17 protein-coding genes are annotated in these 16,534 nt (G+C 64.4%); 7 read left to right on the plus strand and 10 right to left on the minus strand.

Features of this window, described 5'->3' with window-relative positions:
* Positions 1–20: 20 nt before the first annotated feature.
* Positions 21–1,094 carry a sensor domain-containing diguanylate cyclase gene (locus D3227_RS02225; protein WP_120012026.1) on the plus strand — a complete coding sequence of 358 codons (1,074 nt, stop codon included), beginning with the start codon at positions 21–23 and terminating at the stop codon, positions 1,092–1,094.
* Positions 1,095–1,196: 102 nt separating this feature from the next.
* Here the strand turns inward: D3227_RS02225 and D3227_RS02230 are convergent, their stop codons facing one another.
* Both D3227_RS02230 and D3227_RS02235 read right to left on the minus strand, forming a co-directional pair.
* Positions 1,197–1,757: a porin gene (locus D3227_RS02230; protein ID WP_120012027.1), complete on the minus strand. Its 561-nt coding sequence runs from the start codon at positions 1,755–1,757 to the stop codon at positions 1,197–1,199.
* 51 nt (positions 1,758–1,808) lie between these two features.
* Positions 1,809–2,801, minus strand: coding sequence for an adenosine kinase (locus D3227_RS02235; RefSeq protein ID WP_120012028.1), 993 nt, complete (start codon positions 2,799–2,801; stop codon positions 1,809–1,811).
* 270 nt (positions 2,802–3,071) lie between these two features.
* Between D3227_RS02235 and D3227_RS02240 the strand changes: the two genes are divergently transcribed.
* Together D3227_RS02240 and D3227_RS02245 are read left to right on the plus strand one after the other, a co-directional pair.
* Positions 3,072–3,974 (plus strand): DMT family transporter, encoded by a 903-nt coding sequence (locus tag D3227_RS02240; RefSeq protein WP_120012029.1) that lies wholly within the window; start codon positions 3,072–3,074, stop codon positions 3,972–3,974.
* A 77-nt stretch (positions 3,975–4,051) separates the two neighbouring features.
* On the plus strand, positions 4,052–4,747 hold the full coding sequence (locus D3227_RS02245; RefSeq protein WP_120012030.1) for a sulfate transporter family protein: 696 nt from the start codon (positions 4,052–4,054) through the stop codon (positions 4,745–4,747).
* 12 nt (positions 4,748–4,759) lie between these two features.
* Here the strand turns inward: D3227_RS02245 and D3227_RS02250 are convergent, their stop codons facing one another.
* The 6 genes from D3227_RS02250 to D3227_RS02275 all read right to left on the minus strand — a co-directional run bounded on the left by D3227_RS02250 (position 4,760) and on the right by D3227_RS02275 (position 9,267).
* Positions 4,760–5,758, minus strand: coding sequence for a proline racemase family protein (locus D3227_RS02250; RefSeq protein WP_120012031.1), 999 nt, complete (start codon positions 5,756–5,758; stop codon positions 4,760–4,762).
* Positions 5,755–6,558, minus strand: a complete 804-nt coding sequence (locus D3227_RS02255) for an isocitrate lyase/PEP mutase family protein (RefSeq protein ID WP_120012032.1) — start codon at positions 6,556–6,558, stop codon at positions 5,755–5,757. Before D3227_RS02255 ends, D3227_RS02250 begins: the two co-directional genes overlap by 4 nt.
* Positions 6,559–6,636: 78 nt before the next feature.
* Positions 6,637–7,491, minus strand: a complete 855-nt coding sequence (locus tag D3227_RS02260) for a hypothetical protein (RefSeq protein ID WP_120012033.1) — start codon at positions 7,489–7,491, stop codon at positions 6,637–6,639.
* 79 nt (positions 7,492–7,570) lie between these two features.
* Entirely contained in the window at positions 7,571–8,227 is a 657-nt protein-coding gene (locus D3227_RS02265; RefSeq protein WP_120012034.1) for an HAD family hydrolase, read from the minus strand.
* Entirely contained in the window at positions 8,227–8,712 is a 486-nt protein-coding gene (gene dut / locus D3227_RS02270; RefSeq protein WP_120012035.1) for a dUTP diphosphatase, read from the minus strand. The genes D3227_RS02265 and dut overlap by 1 nt, the downstream gene beginning before the upstream one ends.
* A gap of 84 nt (positions 8,713–8,796) precedes the next feature.
* Positions 8,797–9,267, minus strand: coding sequence for an Lrp/AsnC family transcriptional regulator (locus D3227_RS02275; protein WP_120012036.1), 471 nt, complete (start codon positions 9,265–9,267; stop codon positions 8,797–8,799).
* 114 nt (positions 9,268–9,381) lie between these two features.
* Here D3227_RS02275 and D3227_RS02280 point away from each other — a divergent pair, with 114 nt between their 5' ends.
* The 3 genes from D3227_RS02280 to D3227_RS02290 all read left to right on the plus strand — a co-directional run bounded on the left by D3227_RS02280 (position 9,382) and on the right by D3227_RS02290 (position 12,156).
* Positions 9,382–9,633: a DUF6356 family protein gene (locus D3227_RS02280; RefSeq protein WP_120012037.1), complete on the plus strand. Its 252-nt coding sequence runs from the start codon at positions 9,382–9,384 to the stop codon at positions 9,631–9,633.
* 16 nt (positions 9,634–9,649) lie between these two features.
* On the plus strand, positions 9,650–10,450 hold the full coding sequence (locus D3227_RS02285; RefSeq protein WP_120012038.1) for a class II glutamine amidotransferase: 801 nt from the start codon (positions 9,650–9,652) through the stop codon (positions 10,448–10,450).
* A 332-nt stretch (positions 10,451–10,782) separates the two neighbouring features.
* The gene (locus D3227_RS02290; protein ID WP_120012039.1) at positions 10,783–12,156 is read left to right on the plus strand and encodes an amidase; all 1,374 of its coding nucleotides are present in this window, start codon (positions 10,783–10,785) and stop codon (positions 12,154–12,156) included.
* Here the strand turns inward: D3227_RS02290 and D3227_RS02295 are convergent.
* Complete coding sequence (locus D3227_RS02295) at positions 12,150–13,223, minus strand: NAD(P)/FAD-dependent oxidoreductase (protein WP_120012040.1); 1,074 nt, start codon at positions 13,221–13,223, stop codon at positions 12,150–12,152. The genes D3227_RS02290 and D3227_RS02295 overlap by 7 nt on opposite strands.
* A gap of 140 nt (positions 13,224–13,363) precedes the next feature.
* Between D3227_RS02295 and D3227_RS02300 the strand changes: the two genes are divergently transcribed.
* Positions 13,364–14,956 carry a peptide chain release factor 3 gene (locus D3227_RS02300; RefSeq protein WP_006206862.1) on the plus strand — a complete coding sequence of 531 codons (1,593 nt, stop codon included), beginning with the start codon at positions 13,364–13,366 and terminating at the stop codon, positions 14,954–14,956.
* Positions 14,957–15,096: 140 nt separating this feature from the next.
* On the opposite strand, the gene D3227_RS02305 is transcribed toward D3227_RS02300, so the two are convergent.
* Positions 15,097–16,524: a gamma-aminobutyraldehyde dehydrogenase gene (locus tag D3227_RS02305; RefSeq protein ID WP_120012041.1), complete on the minus strand. Its 1,428-nt coding sequence runs from the start codon at positions 16,522–16,524 to the stop codon at positions 15,097–15,099.
* Positions 16,525–16,534 lie beyond the last annotated feature (10 nt).

The raw sequence follows: 16,534 nt of genomic DNA on the forward strand, positions 1-16,534 counted from the left end.
CGCCAAACGGGGATGCGGCCATGAAGCATGACGGGGTTTCTGTATCGGCGGTCGGCCACGAGGCCTACCACGACGAGCGGCTGGACGCCCTGCTCAGCATCACCGGCCGCATGGACGGTTATCTTTACCGCTGCCGCAACGATCAATCCTACACCATGCTCTATATCAGCGACGGCGTTCTCACCGTCAGCGGCTATCCGCCCACTGATTTCGTGCACAACGCCGTGCGCGACTATGTCTCGGCCATCCACCCGGATGATCTCGCCGCGGTCTATGCCGCCGTCGATGCCGCGCTCGAAGCGCGCCGCAACTGGAACGTCGACTATCGCATCGTGCCGAAGGTCGGCGAACCGCTGTGGGTCCGTGAGATCGGCGGCGGTGTCTGGGACGATGCCGGCGAGCTAGAATTCCTGGAAGGTTTCGTCGTCGACATCAGCGATCGCAAGGTTGTCGAGGACCTCAACTCCCAACTGCTGCAGGATCTGAAGGTCGCCAACGAAGAACTGTCCGCGCAAAAACGCGAGATCGAGCTGGCCAAGCAGCAGAGCGACCATTCGGCCAACCACGATCTGTTGACTGACCTGCCCAACCGGCGCGCTTTCCACAACGAACTCAAATCGGTGGTGGCCCGCTGCGGCGGCAATGGCGAGGCGGCCGGCCTTCTGTTCATCGACCTCGACCGGTTCAAGGAGGTCAACGACACGCTCGGCCACGAGGCCGGCGACGCGCTGCTGCAGCGCGTGTCGAACCACCTTCGCTCCATCCTGCGCAGCGACGATTTCGTGGCGCGGCTCGGTGGTGATGAGTTCGCCTTCCTGTTTTCGGGGCAAGCGGACCAGGCCAGGCAAAAGGCCGTGCGGGTCGCCGAACGCGTCCTGGAACGGCTACGCATCAAGGTTCCGGCTCCGAACGGCGACATCCAGGTCGGCTGCACCGTCGGTGTCGCCATCTATCCATCCGAGGCCGGCGATTGCGACGCTCTCGTCGCGCTGGCCGACCGGCTGATGTATGTCGGCAAGAAAAGTGGCCGCGACCGGCTGGTCACGGCCGACGCCCTGGAGCCTGCGGCCAGCAAGCATCGCCGCACTGCCTGAGCGGCGCACCCATCGCAACGGCGCCGCGGCGCACCCGGTCCTCGAAATGAAAAGGCCCGCGGCGTCTGCCGCGGGCCTTTCCGTCGAGATTGCGGGTTTCGATCAGAACGAGCGCTGGAAGCGGACGATGCCGCCGATCGCGTCGGAGTCGTCCGCGTCGAAACTGTCGTAATAGTCGACTTCGGCGGTGATCGTGTAGCCCGGAACGATGGTGTAGGCGACGTTCGCCGCCACGGCGAAGTCCTCAGCGTCGGTGTAGGAGACCTGGGCGTTGAGCGCGACCTTCTTGTTGACCGTGTAGGTGCCGCCGCCCCAGACGGCGAAGTTGCCGGTCCATGGCTTGTAGAAATTAGTCGCCGTGTTGTCGTCGCTGCCGTAGCCGCCCATCACCAACAAGGTCAGGTCGGAGGTCGCCTTGACGTCGAGGCGAACCTTGCCGGCCCATTCTTCCCCGTTGCTGTTGTAAGCGCCGACGGCGGTGATCGCACCCCAGTCGCCCTTGTACTTCACGCCGCCGACGACGTGCGGAACATAGCTGTCGATCGTATCGGCGCCGGAGCCCTCTTCGAGCGAAACACCGCCGAGAAACCGTTGCCGGCGATTCGTCTTACCGACGCGCAGGCCACCAAGCTGGATCCATCGTCTATGTGCGCTCTGTGACAGGCGCGCGACAGGCGGCGTCTTTTGATGCCTATCAGGGGTGACGCAACGAGACTATAGCAGCCCCGCCTGCTCGGCTTCGCGACGCAAATTCTGCCGCGGCCTCGGACCGATCTGTTGGATGACCAGCCCGGCCGCCAGCGAGCCGAGGTCGCCGCAGTCCTTCAGGCTGCGTCCCGTCGTGTAGCCATAGAGGAAACCGGCGGCGTAGAGGTCGCCGGCGCCTGTCGTGTCGACCAGGTCCTTGATCGTCGTCGCCTCGATGATAACGGTCTCGTCGCCGCGCACGATGACCGAGCCCTTCTCCGAGCGGGTGACGGCGGCGATCTTGCAGTCCTTGCGGATGGCGGCCAGTGCCTCGTCGAAGGAGGCTGTCTGGTAGAGCGATTTGATCTCGTGGCTGTTGGCGAAGACGATGTCGACGGTGCCCGATCGCATCAGGTCGAGGAACTCGTCGCGGTAGCGGTCGACGCAGAACGAATCCGAAAGCGTCATCGACACTTCGCGCCCGGCGGCATGCGCCAGCCGCGCGGTCTGCCGGATCGCCTCCTTGGCGCGCGGAGGGTCCCACAGATAGCCCTCGAAATAGGTGACCGCAGCACCCGAGGCCTTGTCGGCCTCGACGTCCTCCGGGCCGAGCTCGACGCAGGCGCCGAGATAGGTGTTCATCGAGCGCTCGCCGTCCGGCGTGACGAAGATCATCGAACGCGCCGTCGGCGGCTCGCCCTCGAGCGGTTTGGTATCGAAGGCGACGCCCTGGGCCTGGATGTCATGGGTGTAGATTTCGCCGAGCGGGTCGTTCGACACCTTGCCGAAGAAGGCGGCGCGGCCGCCGAAGCTGGCGATGCCCGCCGCCGTGTTGCCGGCGCTGCCGCCGGAGGCCTCGATCGCCGGCCCCATGCGGCTGTAGAGCAGTTCGGCGCGCCTGGTGTCGATCAGGTTCATCGCGCCCTTGATGATGCCGTTGGTCTCGAGGAACCCCTCGTCGCACTGGGCGATGATGTCGACAATGGCATTGCCGATGCAAAGCACGTCATAGTCCGGCATCAATATCTCCGCCAACAAATACCGGCCTTTCTGCCATGCCGGCCGCGCGCGGGTCTAGCGATTTGCCGCCGCTTTGCCTACCCCGAAAATCGGCATTTCCGCCAAGCCGGCTTCCGCTTGGCCATGATGTCCGGGGCTGCGGCAGCCATCGCATCGAACTGGACCATGTCGGCCGCGACGATGACGGCTATGGTTGCATCGCGATCGAAACATTTCCGCCGCGCCGTGAGCTAGAAGCGGTCCGATCAATTGTGAAAGTGCGAACGAGCAATGCCCGCAAAGCCCGACATGACCACCGAACTGGCCCTGCTCGGCGTGCTGGCCGTGCTCTGGGGTGCGTCCTACTCCTTCATCAAGGTCGGCGTCGAGACGATCCCGCCAGTGACCTTCATCGCAGGGCGGACTTTGATCGCCGGCGGCATCCTGCTCGCGCTCATCCGCTGGCGCGGCCTCGCTTTGCCGAGGGATGCGGTGACCTGGCGTCGTTTCATGTTCCAGGCCTGCCTGAACAGCGTCGTCCCGTTCACGCTGATTGCCGCAGCCGAACGCTCCATCGATGCCGGCCTTGCCACCATCCTCAACGCGACCTCGCCGATCTTCACCTTCCTGCTGACGGCGCTGATCACCCGCCATGAGCCGGTGACGCTGCGCAAGCTGATCGGCGTCGGTGCCGGCATCGCCGGCATATGCCTCATCGTCGGTACCGAGGCGCTGGGCGGCCTCGGCCATCAGCTCTGGGCGCAGCTTGCCGTCATCGCCGCCACCGTCAGCTACGCGGGTGCCGCTATTTTCGGGCGCAACTTCAAGGGGCTCGACCCGATGCTGCCGGCCGCCGGCTCGATGATCTGCGGCGCGGCGATCCTCATCCCTTTGAGCCTTGTCTTCGATCGACCCTGGACGCTTTCGCCCTCGACCGCGTCAATCCTTGCGCTGCTTGGACTGTCGGTCTTTTCCACCGCGCTCGCCTTCTCGATCTTTTTCCGCCTCATCCACACGCTGGGTTCGGTCGGCACGACGTCGCAGGCCTATCTGCGCGTGCCGATCGGAGTCGGCATCGGCGCGCTCTTCCTCGGCGAGAGCCTCGGCTCGACGGCCTGGCTCGGCATGGGCTTTGTCGTCGCCGGCGTGGCGGCCATGACCATCCCGGCTCGCAAGGCAGCACTTGCCGGGTAGGTAAGTCGCTCTTGTGGCCTGTCGGGTCTCCGCCTATCTCGGAGATGTCCGTTCTGTCTCAAGGGGTTGGAAACGCCGTGATCCTCAACGCTGCCCGCGCCGCCTTAAGTCAGCTGTTCTCTCCCGAATTCCGAGCGGTTTTCCTGAAGACGCTCGGGCTGACCCTGCTGGCGCTGGTCGCGCTGTGGTTCGGTCTGACGGGTCTTGTCGATTGGCTGGCCCTGCCGTGGTTCGAGGCGCTGTTGCCCGGCCTGCCGTCCTGGGCCGGATGGCTGAGCGGCATCATCGCCGCCATCGCCCTTGCCTTCGGGATGGCGTTGCTCATCGCACCGGTGACGGCCATCATCGCCGGCCTGTTTCTCGACGATGTCGCCGAAGTGGTCGAGCGCACCGACTATCCCGGCGATGCGGCCGGAAGCGCCGTGCCGGCGCTGCGCTCGCTGGTGCTGTCGATAAAATTCTTCGGCGTCGTCATACTCGGCAACATCGTCGCCTTGCTGCTGCTTTTGGTGCCGGGCATTAACATCGCCGCCTTCTTCATCGTCAACGGCTACCTGCTCGGGCGCGAGTTCTTCGAATTCGCCGCCATGCGCTTTCGCCCGGAGGCGGAGGCCAAGGGCCTGCGCAGAAAACATGCCGGCACGGTGTTTCTGGCCGGGCTGGTCATCGCCGCCTTCCTCGCCGTGCCCCTGCTCAACCTGGTGACGCCGCTCTTCGCCGCCGCCATCATGGTGCATCTGCACAAGGCGATTTCGGCACGCGAGGCGGCATAACCGCGCCTCAGTTCACCGTAGCAGAAAGCCCCGTCCCAACTCGTCGTCCGGCTCGACGATGAATTCGGTGCGCCCTGAGTAATAGGCGCGGCCGCCGACGCGGGCGATGATCGCCTCATGCGGGCCGGCCTTGGCCACCCGCGCCACCGCGCCGGAAAAGCGCGAGCCGGCGATGCTCTCGAAGGTTCTGGTCTGGCCGATGGCGATCTGGCCCTTGGCATGCATCGCCGCCAATCTTGCGGTCACACCCGATCCGGTCGGCGAGCGGTCGACCTCGGCCTCGGCGAAGACACAGATGTTTTTGGTCGCCTCACCGGAAAACGCGTCCTGCCCGTCGGTAAGGATTGTGCCGTAGAGGAAGGCAAGGTCGGCATGGTCGGGGTGCGACAGCGGAAATTCCGCCTTGAGCTTTTCGGTCAGCACCGTGGCCGCATCGACGAAATCGCGCACGCGGCTACGGCCGAATTCCAGCCCGAACTGGCGGCAGTCGGCGAGCGCATAGAAGGCGCCGCCATAGGCGATGTCGAAGCCGATCGTGCTCAGGCCAGGCAATTCGATCCGCTGGTCGCGGGCAAACAGGAAGGCCGGCACGCTTTCGAAAGACACCGAGCCCGACTTGCCGTCCCTGACCTCCACCGAAGCGACCACCAGCCCGCACGGCGCCTCGATGTTGACTGTCGTCACCGGCTCCTGCCGGGCGACCAGCCCCTCGTCGACGGCGTAGCGGCCGAGCGCGATGATGGCGTGACCGCACATGGTCGAATAGCCCTCATTGTGCATGAACAGCACCGCAAGGTCGGCGCCCGGAAGGTCCGGCTCGACCAAAAGCGCGCCATACATGTCGTAATGGCCGCGCGGCTCGAAGATCAGCAGCTTGCGCAAGTGGTCGAGATGGTCGCGCACATTGGCGCGCTTCTCCAGGATCGTGCCTTTCGGTATTTGCGGATAGCCGCCGGTGACGATCCTGAGCGGTTCGCCGCCGGTGTGCATGTCGACGACGGTAAGCGTCATTCGCCGGACTTGCCAAACAGCGCCTGCAGCTTGCCGAACGGCATGGCCGAGCGGGTGAAACCGAAGGTGCCGTCCTGCTGGATTTCGCGCGCCGCCGTCTCCAGCATGCCGAAGGCGAAATTGGTCAGCCACGGCCCGAGCGAGATCCGCTTGACGCCTGCCTGGGCAAGGTCGGCGACGGTGAAGCCCGGCCGCGCCATGACATTGATCGGCGTGCTCACCGCCGAGCACACGGTGCGCACGGTCTCGATATCGCCGAGCCCGGGCGCGTAGAGCACGTCGGCTCCGGCCTTCTCGAAGGCCTGCAGCCGCTTGATCGTATCGTCAATGTCGTTCCTGCCCCACAGGAAATTCTCTGCTCGCGCCGTGAAGACGAAATCGCGCTTCAGCGCCCGAGCCGCCTCGACCGCTGCTGCGACCCGCTCGACCGCGTGCGAAAAATCGTAGATCGGCTTGTCGGGATCGCCGGTGTGGTCCTCGATCGAACAGCCGGCAAGGCCGGCCGCCTCCGCCGCGAAGATGGTTTCGGCCGCACGCTCGGCGCTGTCACCCTTGCCGCGCTCGAGATCGGCCGAGACCGGCAGGCTGGTCGCCGCCGTCACCTCGCGGCAATGGTGGATCATGGCGTCGAACGTCACCGCGCCGTCCGGCAGGCCACGCGAGAAGGCAAAGCCGGCGCTGGTCGTGGCCAGCGCGTTGAAGCCGAAGGAGGCGAGAAGCTTCGTCGTGCCGACATCCCAGGGGTTGGGCATGACGAAGGTCGAGGCATGCAGGTCGCGAAAGATCTTGCCTTTGTCCATGGAGACTTCCTTCAGATACGGAATTGTGACGCGGAGTCTATCGTGCCGATTTCCGCCGGGCAAACGAATGCGTTTGGCTCAGAAGCGTTTGGCATTCTCTGCTGACAAACGCTCGAACGCGTCAGAGTCCTTCCCGTAGCGCGACGTCACCTTGTCCCAATGGTAGGTGACCGAGATATCGTGCGACGAGGCCTCGGGTGGCGGCTCATCGCAGCTCTCGCCGCTCGGCACCGTGGCTTCGGTGACCGTCACCTTGATCGCCGCATAGGGCTGGCCGCCAGCAATGGTCTGTAACGCCACATTCTGCGTGCGCCTGTAGGCGCAAAGGTTCTCGTCGAACGTATAGATCATGTCGATCGGTTCGAACCGGTCGTTGCGCACCATGATCAGCGGCGTGGCCACATAGCCCTGGTTCGAATTGAAATGCGTGCTCATGGTGATGAGGACGTCATCGTCGGGACCGATCGACAGTTTTCCGGGATCTCGGAAATAGGTGCTGCGGTCGACAGCGACATTGACCGCGTCGAGCAGGGCCGGCTTGCCGGTGATGTCGTAGAGCGCCAGCACGGCATAGCCCTCGGCACTGTCGGGAGAGTCGCCTAGGTCGAACAGCATGGTCAGCCGGTCCTTGCCGCCGGCCTTGATGGCGAGCACGGCGGCGTTGGGAAGGTTCGATGTCGGCGGTGGCGAGCCACCGCTATCCGGACCCTCGATGTGGCGGATCTCGATCGGCAAGGGGCCACCATAAAGGCCGTCCGTGCCCATCTTCAGATCCGGAATGATCATTCTGGCAAGGTCGAGATAGGTGACATCCTGATGGCCGGGAATGGAAGTGCCGAGATCCGGGAAGCTGACAGACTGCGCGACCGCCGTCGTCCAAAGCCATGGCAGCAGCAGGCAAGCGAGGATCAAGCGATTGAGCATGGAGATCATGGAGTAGCGCCCCTCGGGAGCGCGCACGCTAGCACGGAGTTGTAGAACGCACAGCCGGATCTCCGAGCTGAAACTCAGCTCAGTGGATCGGCACCAGGCCCGCCAGCTCGCGCATGTCGTCGAACAGGATGCCGCCGGCCTCGGCCAGGCCGTCGGGGTCGGAATACGGATCGGCGTGATAGGAAAAGACGCGCATGCCGGCGGCAATGCCGGCCTCGGTCCCGGCGACGCTGTCTTCGATGACGATGCAGTCGGCGGGCGCGAAGCCCATGGTCTTCGCGGCATGGAGGAACAGGTCCGGAAACGGCTTGCCGCGCCCGACCATGGTCGAAGAGAACATGGCGTGCTCGAACAGCCGCAAGAGCCCGGTCTGGCCAAGCGTGATGTGCATCTTCGACACCCGCGCCGACGAGGCGACGCAGTAGTCGATGCCGGCCGCCCGGACTTTCTCGATGAACTCGCGCACATAAGGGATCGCCTCGACGCCATGGGCGAACAGGTCCGGCAAGCCTGCATTCCAGCGCTCGACGAAGTCGGCGCCGAGGCTGACGCCGGTCGCCTCGACCTCCTTCTGCACCGAGGCCATGCTGCGGCCGGAGAAATGCTTGCGGCAATATTCGAAGGTGGTCGCGAAGCCGGCGCCGCTCAGCCATTCGGCAAGGCGCCGGTTGGCCAGGTTCTCTGTGTCGACCAGCACCCCGTCGCAGTCGAAAATGACGAGTTTAGGTGTTCCCATTAAGCGGTGCCGGTCGACCCGAATCCGCCGGAGCCGCGCGCCGTGCCGCCGGCCAATGTGCGCTCTTCGACCACGGCCTGCGTCACGGACGCAAAAACGATCTGGGCGATGCGCATGCCGCGCGTCACCGCGAAATCCTCGTCGCCGAGATTGATCAGCAGCACCTTCACCTCGCCGCGATAGTCGCTGTCGACCGTGCCCGGTGAATTGAGGACAGTAAGCCCATGCTTGAAGGCAAGGCCCGAACGCGGCCGAACCTGGCCTTCCATGCCTTCCGGAATTTCCAGGATCAGTCCGGTCGGCACCAAAGCGCGTTTTCCGGGCAGGATCAGCAGCGGCCGGTCGTCCGGCACCGCGGCGCGCAGATCCATGCCGGCGGCCCCCGCGCTTTCATAGGCTGGCAGCGGCAGACCTTCGCCATGTGGCAACCTGACGAAACCGACGGAGGGGCCGATGACGGAAGTGGGATAAAGGGCTGCGCGCATAAAGCCATTCCTATCGGCACGAATCCCGATTCGGTCAACTCGGCCGCAAGGCTATCAACGGCTTTCTTTTGCGACGGTTCCGTTTCAGCGCAGTTCCACCGGCACGATTGTCGTCTCCTTGATCTCCTCCATGACGAAGGAGGCCGAGACGTCGGACAGCGGCACCTTGGCGATCAGCCGCTGGTAGAGCCGGTCATAGGCTTTGACGTCGGCGACCCGGGCGCGCAGCACATAGTCGAGATCGCCGGACATGCGGTAGACGCCGGTGATCTCGGGAAAGCCGGTCACCGCTGCCCGAAATTTCTGCAGCCAGTCGGGGTCGTGGTTGGAGGTGCGGATCAGGATGAACACCGATAGCCCCAATCCAACCCTGTCGGCGTCGACCAGCGCCACCCGCCCGATGATGACGCCATCCGCTTCCAGCCGTTTGACCCGCCTCCAGCAGGCATTGCGCGACAAAGACACTCTTTCCGAGAGCTGGTCGACCGACAGCGTACCGTCGCGCTGCAGCTCGGCCAGCAGTCTTCGGTCTATTTCATCGATTTCCTGCACCATTTTGGGATGAATGTCCCAAATTGTTGTCAATGGCAAGGACAAATTGAGACTAATGAACCTTAGCCTCGTGGCAGGATACCCAGCATCGGGGCTTATCCCGGAGGAGGGATCACCATGACGCAGCTTTCGAAGCTCTTCACCTCGCACCCGGCCAAGGTGGGCGAGAGCTATTTCAGCCATATGGCTTTTGCCGCGTGGTTCTGCTCGCGCCTGTCGATAGCTGCGGGGGCCGCCCTCGTTCACGCTTTCTTGCCGTTTCTGTTCGAGACTACGGCAAGCCGAATCGTTCGCGAACTCTACGAGCGGACGCACAACAGAGGCTCGCACGCGACCAAGGAGCCGGCGGCTCTGATGGATCGCGCATAACGGACGGTAGAAGCGAATGTGCCGGTGGGCGGCCTATCTTGGTGAAGCGGTCTTCCTCGAAGACATCATCACGGCGCCCTGCCACTCGCTGATCGCCCAGAGCCATTGCGCCCAGGAAGCCAAGTCGCCGACCAATGGCGACGGTTTTGGTCTCGCCTGGTATGGCGACAGGCCCGAGCCCGGCCTCTACCGCGACATCCTGCCGGCCTGGTCGGATCCCAACCTGAAGAGCCTGTGCCGGCAGATCAAATCCGGCCTGTTCCTCGCCCATGTGCGCGCCTCGACCGGCGGCGCCACCAGCCGCATGAACTGCCACCCGTTCATCTCCGGCAACTGGTCGTTCATGCACAACGGCCAAATCGGCGGCTTCGAAAAGATCCGCCGCGCGCTGGAGAATTCGCTCTCCGACGCCGTCTTCGACCAGCGCGAGGGCACCACCGATTCCGAACTCTTTTTTCTCTTGATGATCGACGAGGGTCTTTCGGCTGACCCGCAAGGGTCAGTGTCGCGCGCCACCAGCCGTGTCATCGAAGCCTCCCACCGCGCCGGTCTTGAGCCGGCTTTGAGGCTCACCGCCGCCTTTTCCGATGGGCAGGCGCTTTATGCCGTGCGCTATGCGACCGACGCCCACGCGCCGACGCTCTACACATCGGTTTTCCGCAATGGCGGCGGCCGCAGCATCGTGTCGGAGCCCTTCGATCGCGATGGCGGCGACTGGCAAGCGATCCCGCCGTCGAGCTTCGTCACGATGACCGGCGATGGGATGATCATTCGTGCTTTTGCGCCGGCCGTCGTCAAGCTGGCGCTGGCGGTCTAAGTCAAGGAAATAGTCTAGGTTGCATTCCTTCGCGCCCCCTCTGTCCTGCCGGACATCTCCCACTTGGGGGGAGATTGGCAGCTTCGCTGGCTGCGCCATTCTTTCAACGTTGGAGATTGGCGAAAGCCGTCGTGACATCCAAGCTCCCCACCTGTGGGGAGATGGCCGGCAGGCCACAGGGGCGCCGTAGAGCGCCGACTTCAACAAACACCCCGGATGCTGCGCAATTTCGATCAAGCATTAGCGGTTCTCGAATGCTGAACTCCGCTTGATGCCGCGCCGCGATCCGCCATGTTGATGCGGAGTGCCGCCGCCAAGCCGGAGCGTTCGCCATGCACCTCGCCTTTTCCTCCACCATCGAACTCGCCGCCGCGTTCGCCGCGCGAAAAATCTCTGCAGTCGAGGCGCTGGATGCGCATCTGGCGCAGATCGACACGCACAACCAGGCCATCAACGCGGTCGTCATTCTTGACCGGGAAGGGGCCCGCGAGCGCGCGAAAGAGGCCGACGCAGCATTGGCGCGCGGCGACGCCCTCGGCCCGCTGCATGGCGTGCCGTTCACGCTGAAGGACATGCATGAGACGGTAGGCATGAGAACCACGGTCGGCTTTCCGTCCTTTGCCGACTATGTCGCGAGACAGGATAGCCCGGTCGTCGCACGGCTTAAGGCCGCCGGTGGCGTTCTGGCGGGCAAGACCAATGTCGCGACGATGCTGGGTGATTGGCAGTCGGACAATCCGCTGTTCGGCCGCACCGGCAACCCATGGAACCTCGATCGCACCGCCGGTGGCTCCAGCGGCGGCGCGGCCGCGGCGGTCGCAACGGGCATGACGCCGTTCGAGATCGGCACCGACATGCAGGATTCGATCCGGCTGCCGGCCAGCTTCTGTGGCGTCTATGGCCTGAAGCCGACCGAGCACCGGATCTCGCTGGCCGGCGCCTTCCCCGATCCCGGCGGCGCTGCGCGCAGCGTGCGGCTGATGTCTTGTCTGGGCCCGCTGGCGCGGACCGTCGAGGACCTGGCTTTGATCTACCAGATCATCGCCGGGCCGGACGGAGCGGACACCGACCTCGCGCCGGTACCGGTCGAATCCATGCCGAGACTTGATGTCAAATCGCTTCGAATCGCCTTCGCGTCGTCCTTTCCCGGTTTTCCGGTGGCCGGCGAGATCAGCGCTGCCGTCGAAAATCTTGCCGCGCAGCTCAAACAGGCCGGCGCGACCGTCCAGGAAGCAGTATTGCCGAAGCTCGACCTGCACGACGATCTGGAACAGGGCGGCGAACTGATCGGCATGATGCTGGAGGCCGCGCAGCCCGAAGCACCGGAGCAGCCGACACCGCTCTCGCGCTGGTTCGAGGCGCTCGCCCGCCGCGACCGCTCGATCCTCGCCTGGGACCGCTTCTTCGAAACCTGCGATGCGCTGCTCTGCCCGGTCGCCATGTGCACTGCCTTTGCGCATTGCGAGCCGGGAACGCAGATCGAGGTCGATGGCAAGCAGCAAAACTATTGGATGCTGCCGGCCTATGGCGCGGTCTTCAACTATTCCAGCCATCCGGCACTGTCGCTGCCGTGCGGACAGGACCGCGACGGCCTGCCCATCGGCCTGCAACTGGTCGGCAAGCGCTGGTCGGAATCGCGGCTGCTCGGAATCGCCAAGGCAATCGAACCGCTGACCGGCGGCTTTCGCCGCCCGCCCAATTATTGAGCGAAGCGGCCAAGCCCGTACGGCGCCAGCAGCGGATCGCGCTCGCCGTCGAGGATTTCGCGGGCGGCAAAAAGCCCGACAGCCGGCGTCAGCGTGATGCCGGAATGCATGACCGCAACATAGAGGCCGTCGACACCGTCGGCGCGGCCGATGATTGGAAAGCCGTCGATGGGCGTTGGTCGGTAACCGATCGTGTGAAAATCCAGCTCCAGCCCGTCGGCGCCGCGCAGCATGCTCTTTGCCGTCGCGAATAGATCCCGTGCGGTCGCTTCGGGGTCCATGCCCGGATCGCCGCCGCCGAAATCGGAGCCGGCAATGATGCGGCCCTCCAGCGTCTGGCGCATATGCAGCGGCTCACCCATCACCAGGCCGTTGAGCAGTTTTTGGTACGGGCGCGAGTGCACGATCAGGCCGGCTGGCGTCTCGATCGGCAGCTTGATCCCGGCGGTCTCGGCAATCGCCGGAGCGCCGGCGCCGGCCGCGATCACCACCTCGCCGGCGGCAATCCGCTGCCCGGAAATCTGCACTCCGGTGACCTTGCCGTTGCTGTGCACCAGGGCGGTGACGGCCCCGACGATCATCTTCGCGCCGCGCCGTTCGGCATCGGCCAGCAGCGCTTTCGCGGTGGCGACCGGTTCGGCCACGCCTTCCTCGGCGACATGGAGAGCGAAATCAGGAGGCTCGACGAGATTGGGTTCGATGCGCGCCGCCTGTTCCCGGCCGATACGCTCGACGCCATAGCCCCAGGACGAATGCTCGGCGGCATGCGCTTCCAGCCTGTCCACCGGCATGTCCCAGCAGATGCTGCCGCACCAGGCAAGCGGCAGGCCGGGCAGGTCCTTCGCCAGCCTTGTCCATTCGGCCATGGCGCGCGTACGCAGCCGGAAATAGATTTCGGGATTGCCCCAGCTGGCATTTATCCAGGCAAAGGAATTCGGCGTCGCGACACCGCCGGCGCCGCTATCTGAGATCACAGTCACCCGCGCTCCGGCCTTGGCCAGATGCCAGGCGATTGAGGCGCCGATGATGCCGGCGCCGATGACGATGACTTCCTTCGCTTTGCTCATGCCGAACTCTCTCCGAATTGAGCTCCCTGATGCCATTGCGGCGGTCCAAGCTCAAGCGCGGTCGGGTCCATCCGCCCAAAACCGTCGACAGGCCGGGAAAGCGCTGCTAGAAGCCCGCGCCACAGACAGGATTCCATAAATTGGCTGAAGACATCGAACAGGCGGTATCGCGCCGCCGCACTTTCGCGATCATCGCCCACCCCGACGCCGGCAAGACCACGCTCACCGAAAAGCTGCTGCTGTTTGGCGGCGCCATTCAGCTCGCCGGCGAGGTCAAGGCCAAGAAGGACCGCATCCAGACCCGGTCCGACTGGATGAAGATCGAGCGCGAACGCGGCATTTCGGTCGTCACCTCGGTGATGACCTTCGAATATGAGGACAATGTCTTCAACCTTCTCGACACGCCCGGCCACGAGGACTTCGCCGACGACACCTACCGCACCCTGTCGGCGGTCGATAGCGCCGTCATGGTCATCGACGCCGCCAAGGGCATCGAGCCGCGCACGCTGAAACTGTTCGAGGTCTGCCGGCTGCGCGACATCCCGATCATCACCTTCGTCAACAAGATGGACCGCGAAAGCCGCGATCCGTTCGAGATCCTCGATGAGATCGAGCAGAAGCTGGCGCTGGACACCGCTCCCATCACCTGGCCGATCGGGCGGGGAAAAACCTTTGCCGGCACCTATCATCTGGCGCTGAATGCCGTGCGCAAGGGCGACGCCGAAAAGGAACGCACGCCGGTCAATGGTCCCGATTCCAACCGCGTCGCCGGCCTCTTGCCGGAGAACGAGCGCGAAGCCTTCATCGAGGAATTGGAGCTGGCGCGCGAAGCCTGCCGCCCGCTCGACATCGACGCTTTCCGCGAGGGCCATCTGACGCCGGTCTATTTCGGCTCGGCGCTGCGCAACTACGGTGTGCGCGACCTGATCGAGGCGCTCGGCGCCTTCGGGCCGCCGCCGCGCGCGCAGGAGGCCGACAGCCGCAAGGTCGAGGCGACCGAGGACAAGATGACCTCCTTCGTCTTCAAGATCCAGGCCAACATGGACCCCAACCACCGCGACCGCATCGCCTTCGTCCGCGTCTGCTCGGGCAAGCTGGAGCGCGGCATGAAGGCCAGGCTGGTGCGCACCGGCAAGCCGATGTCCCTGTCGGCGCCGCAATTCTTCTTCGCCCGCACTCGTGTCACTGCCGACGAGGCTTTTGCCGGCGATGTCGTCGGCATTCCCAACCACGGCACGCTGCGCATCGGTGACACGCTGACCGAGGGCGAGGAGATCCTGTTTCGCGGCGTGCCGAATTTTGCTCCGGAAATCCTGCGCCGCGTCCGTCTCGGCGACGCGATGAAGGCCAAAAAGCTCAAGGAAGCGCTGCACCAGATGGCCGAGGAGGGCGTCGTGCAGCTGTTCTCGCCGGAGGACGGCTCACCGGCCATCGTCGGCGTCGTCGGCGCACTGCAGCTCGACGTGCTGAAGGAGCGGCTGAACTTCGAATACACGCTGCCCGTCGACTTCGAAATGTCGCGCTTTTCCGTCTGCCGCTGGATATCGGCCGACGACAAGGCCGAGGTCCAGCGCTTCATCGAAGCGCATCGCGGCGACATCGCCCGTGATCTCGACAACGACCCCGTGTTTTTGGCCCAGCACGCCTTCTCGCTCAACTACGAGGCCGAGCGCTGGAAGGCCATACGCTTCGCCGCGGTGAAGGATTATCAGGTCCGCGACAAGGCGGCGTAAGCTGCGGCCTTCCGTTCTCACCGTACAGGGGAGAAGGGGAAGATGCTGCGACGGGCTCCCGGCCCTCGGCTATGGCTCCGGGCGTTCGTCGTTCGAAAAAGCCAAATCGTTGGCCTTTCGTCCGCTATGCGGATCACTCCTCACCCGTGCGCCACCATCACATGCCGCACGGCGGTGTAGTCCTCAAGCGCGTAGAGCGACATGTCCTTGCCGTAGCCGGACTGCTTCACTCCGCCATGCGGCATTTCGTTGGTCAGCATGAAGTGGGTGTTGATCCAGGTGCAGCCATATTGCAGGCGCGCGGCGGTCGCCATGGCGCGCGAGACGTCCTTTGTCCACACTGATGACGCCAGACCGTAGTCGCTGTCATTGGCCCAGCTCACGGCTTCATCGACCTCCGAGAAGCGGGTCACCGAGACGACCGGGCCGAACACTTCGCGGCGCACGATCTCGTCTTCCTGCAGCGCGCCGGCAACGACCGTCGGCTGGTAGAAGAAACCCGAGCCCTCGCCCGGCTTGCCTCCGGTGGTGATCTCGATGTGCTTTAGCTCCGAGGCGCGCTCGACGAAGCTCGACACGCGGTCGCGCTGGCGGCGCGAGATCAGCGGCCCGATCTCGTTCTCAGTGTCGTCGGGGCGGTTGTATTTGATGGTCGAGACTGCCGAGGAGAGATCGGCGACGAGCTTGTCGTAGATCTTCTTGCCGGCATAGATGCGGCAGGCAGCCGTGCAGTCCTGGCCGGCATTGTAGTAGCCGAAGGCGCGCAGGCCGTTGACCACGGCGCCGAGGTCGGCGTCGTCGAAGACGATGACCGGCGCCTTGCCGCCGAGTTCGAGATGCGTGCGCTTGACCGACTTGGCGGCTGCCTGCAGCACCTTCTTGCCGGTGGCGACGTCACCGGTGATCGAGATCATATTGACCTTGGCATGGTTGATCAGCGTGTTGCCGACGCTGTCGCCACGGCCAAGCACGACATTGACGACGCCTTCGGGCAGGACATCGGCGAGGATCTTGGCCAGCTTCAGCGCCGTCAGCGGCGTCTGTTCGGACGGCTTGAAGACGACGGTGTTGCCGCCACCGATCGCCGGGGCCAGCTTCCACGCCATCATCATCAGCGGATAGTTCCACGGTGCGATCGAGGCGACGATGCCTATCGGGTCGCGGCGGACCATCGAGGTGTGGCCGGGCAAATATTCGCCGGCAACCACACCTGGCATCGAGCGGACAGCGCCGGCAAAGAATCGGTAGCAGTCGACGATCGCCGGAATCTCGTCATTGAGCACGGCATTGATCGGCTTGCCGCAGTTCAGTGCCTCGAGCGCGGCAAATTCTTGTGCCTCGGCCTCGATCCGATCGGCGATCTTCAAGAGATAGCCGGAGCGCTGCGCCGGCGTGGTGCGCGACCACAAGACGAACGCTTGTTCGGCGGCAGTGACAGCAGCCTCGATCTGCGCCGGGCTGGCCTCGGGCAGGTTGAGAATGGTCGCCCCGGTCTTCGGATTGAGGATCGGCTCCTCGGTCTCGGTGCCCTTGTCGAAGATCGAGCCGATCAGCATCTGGGTGTCCATGGAAGTCTCT

Origin of the sequence: Mesorhizobium waimense, from assembly GCF_003601975.1 — a bacterium.
GTDB lineage: Bacteria > Pseudomonadota > Alphaproteobacteria > Rhizobiales > Rhizobiaceae > Mesorhizobium > Mesorhizobium waimense.

Bases quoted from the DNA above. Each gene is read 5' to 3' on its own strand.
- D3227_RS02280 (WP_120012037.1), top strand. From the start codon at position 9,382: ATGACGCAGCTTTCGAAGCTCTTCACCTCGCACCCGGCCAAGGTGGGC.
- D3227_RS02295 (WP_120012040.1), bottom strand. From the start codon at position 13,223: ATGAGCAAAGCGAAGGAAGTCATCGTCATCGGCGCCGGCATCATCGGC.
- D3227_RS02305 (WP_120012041.1), bottom strand. From the start codon at position 16,524: ATGGACACCCAGATGCTGATCGGCTCGATCTTCGACAAGGGCACCGAG.
- D3227_RS02285 (WP_120012038.1), top strand. From the start codon at position 9,650: ATGTGCCGGTGGGCGGCCTATCTTGGTGAAGCGGTCTTCCTCGAAGAC.
- D3227_RS02240 (WP_120012029.1), top strand. From the start codon at position 3,072: ATGCCCGCAAAGCCCGACATGACCACCGAACTGGCCCTGCTCGGCGTG.
- D3227_RS02225 (WP_120012026.1), top strand. From the start codon at position 21: ATGAAGCATGACGGGGTTTCTGTATCGGCGGTCGGCCACGAGGCCTAC.
- D3227_RS02250 (WP_120012031.1), bottom strand. From the start codon at position 5,758: ATGACGCTTACCGTCGTCGACATGCACACCGGCGGCGAACCGCTCAGG.
- D3227_RS02265 (WP_120012034.1), bottom strand. From the start codon at position 8,227: ATGGGAACACCTAAACTCGTCATTTTCGACTGCGACGGGGTGCTGGTC.
- D3227_RS02290 (WP_120012039.1), top strand. From the start codon at position 10,783: ATGCACCTCGCCTTTTCCTCCACCATCGAACTCGCCGCCGCGTTCGCC.
- dut (WP_120012035.1), bottom strand. From the start codon at position 8,712: ATGCGCGCAGCCCTTTATCCCACTTCCGTCATCGGCCCCTCCGTCGGT.
- D3227_RS02260 (WP_120012033.1), bottom strand. From the start codon at position 7,491: ATGATCTCCATGCTCAATCGCTTGATCCTCGCTTGCCTGCTGCTGCCA.
- D3227_RS02255 (WP_120012032.1), bottom strand. From the start codon at position 6,558: ATGGACAAAGGCAAGATCTTTCGCGACCTGCATGCCTCGACCTTCGTC.
- D3227_RS02235 (WP_120012028.1), bottom strand. From the start codon at position 2,801: ATGCCGGACTATGACGTGCTTTGCATCGGCAATGCCATTGTCGACATC.
- D3227_RS02275 (WP_120012036.1), bottom strand. From the start codon at position 9,267: ATGGTGCAGGAAATCGATGAAATAGACCGAAGACTGCTGGCCGAGCTG.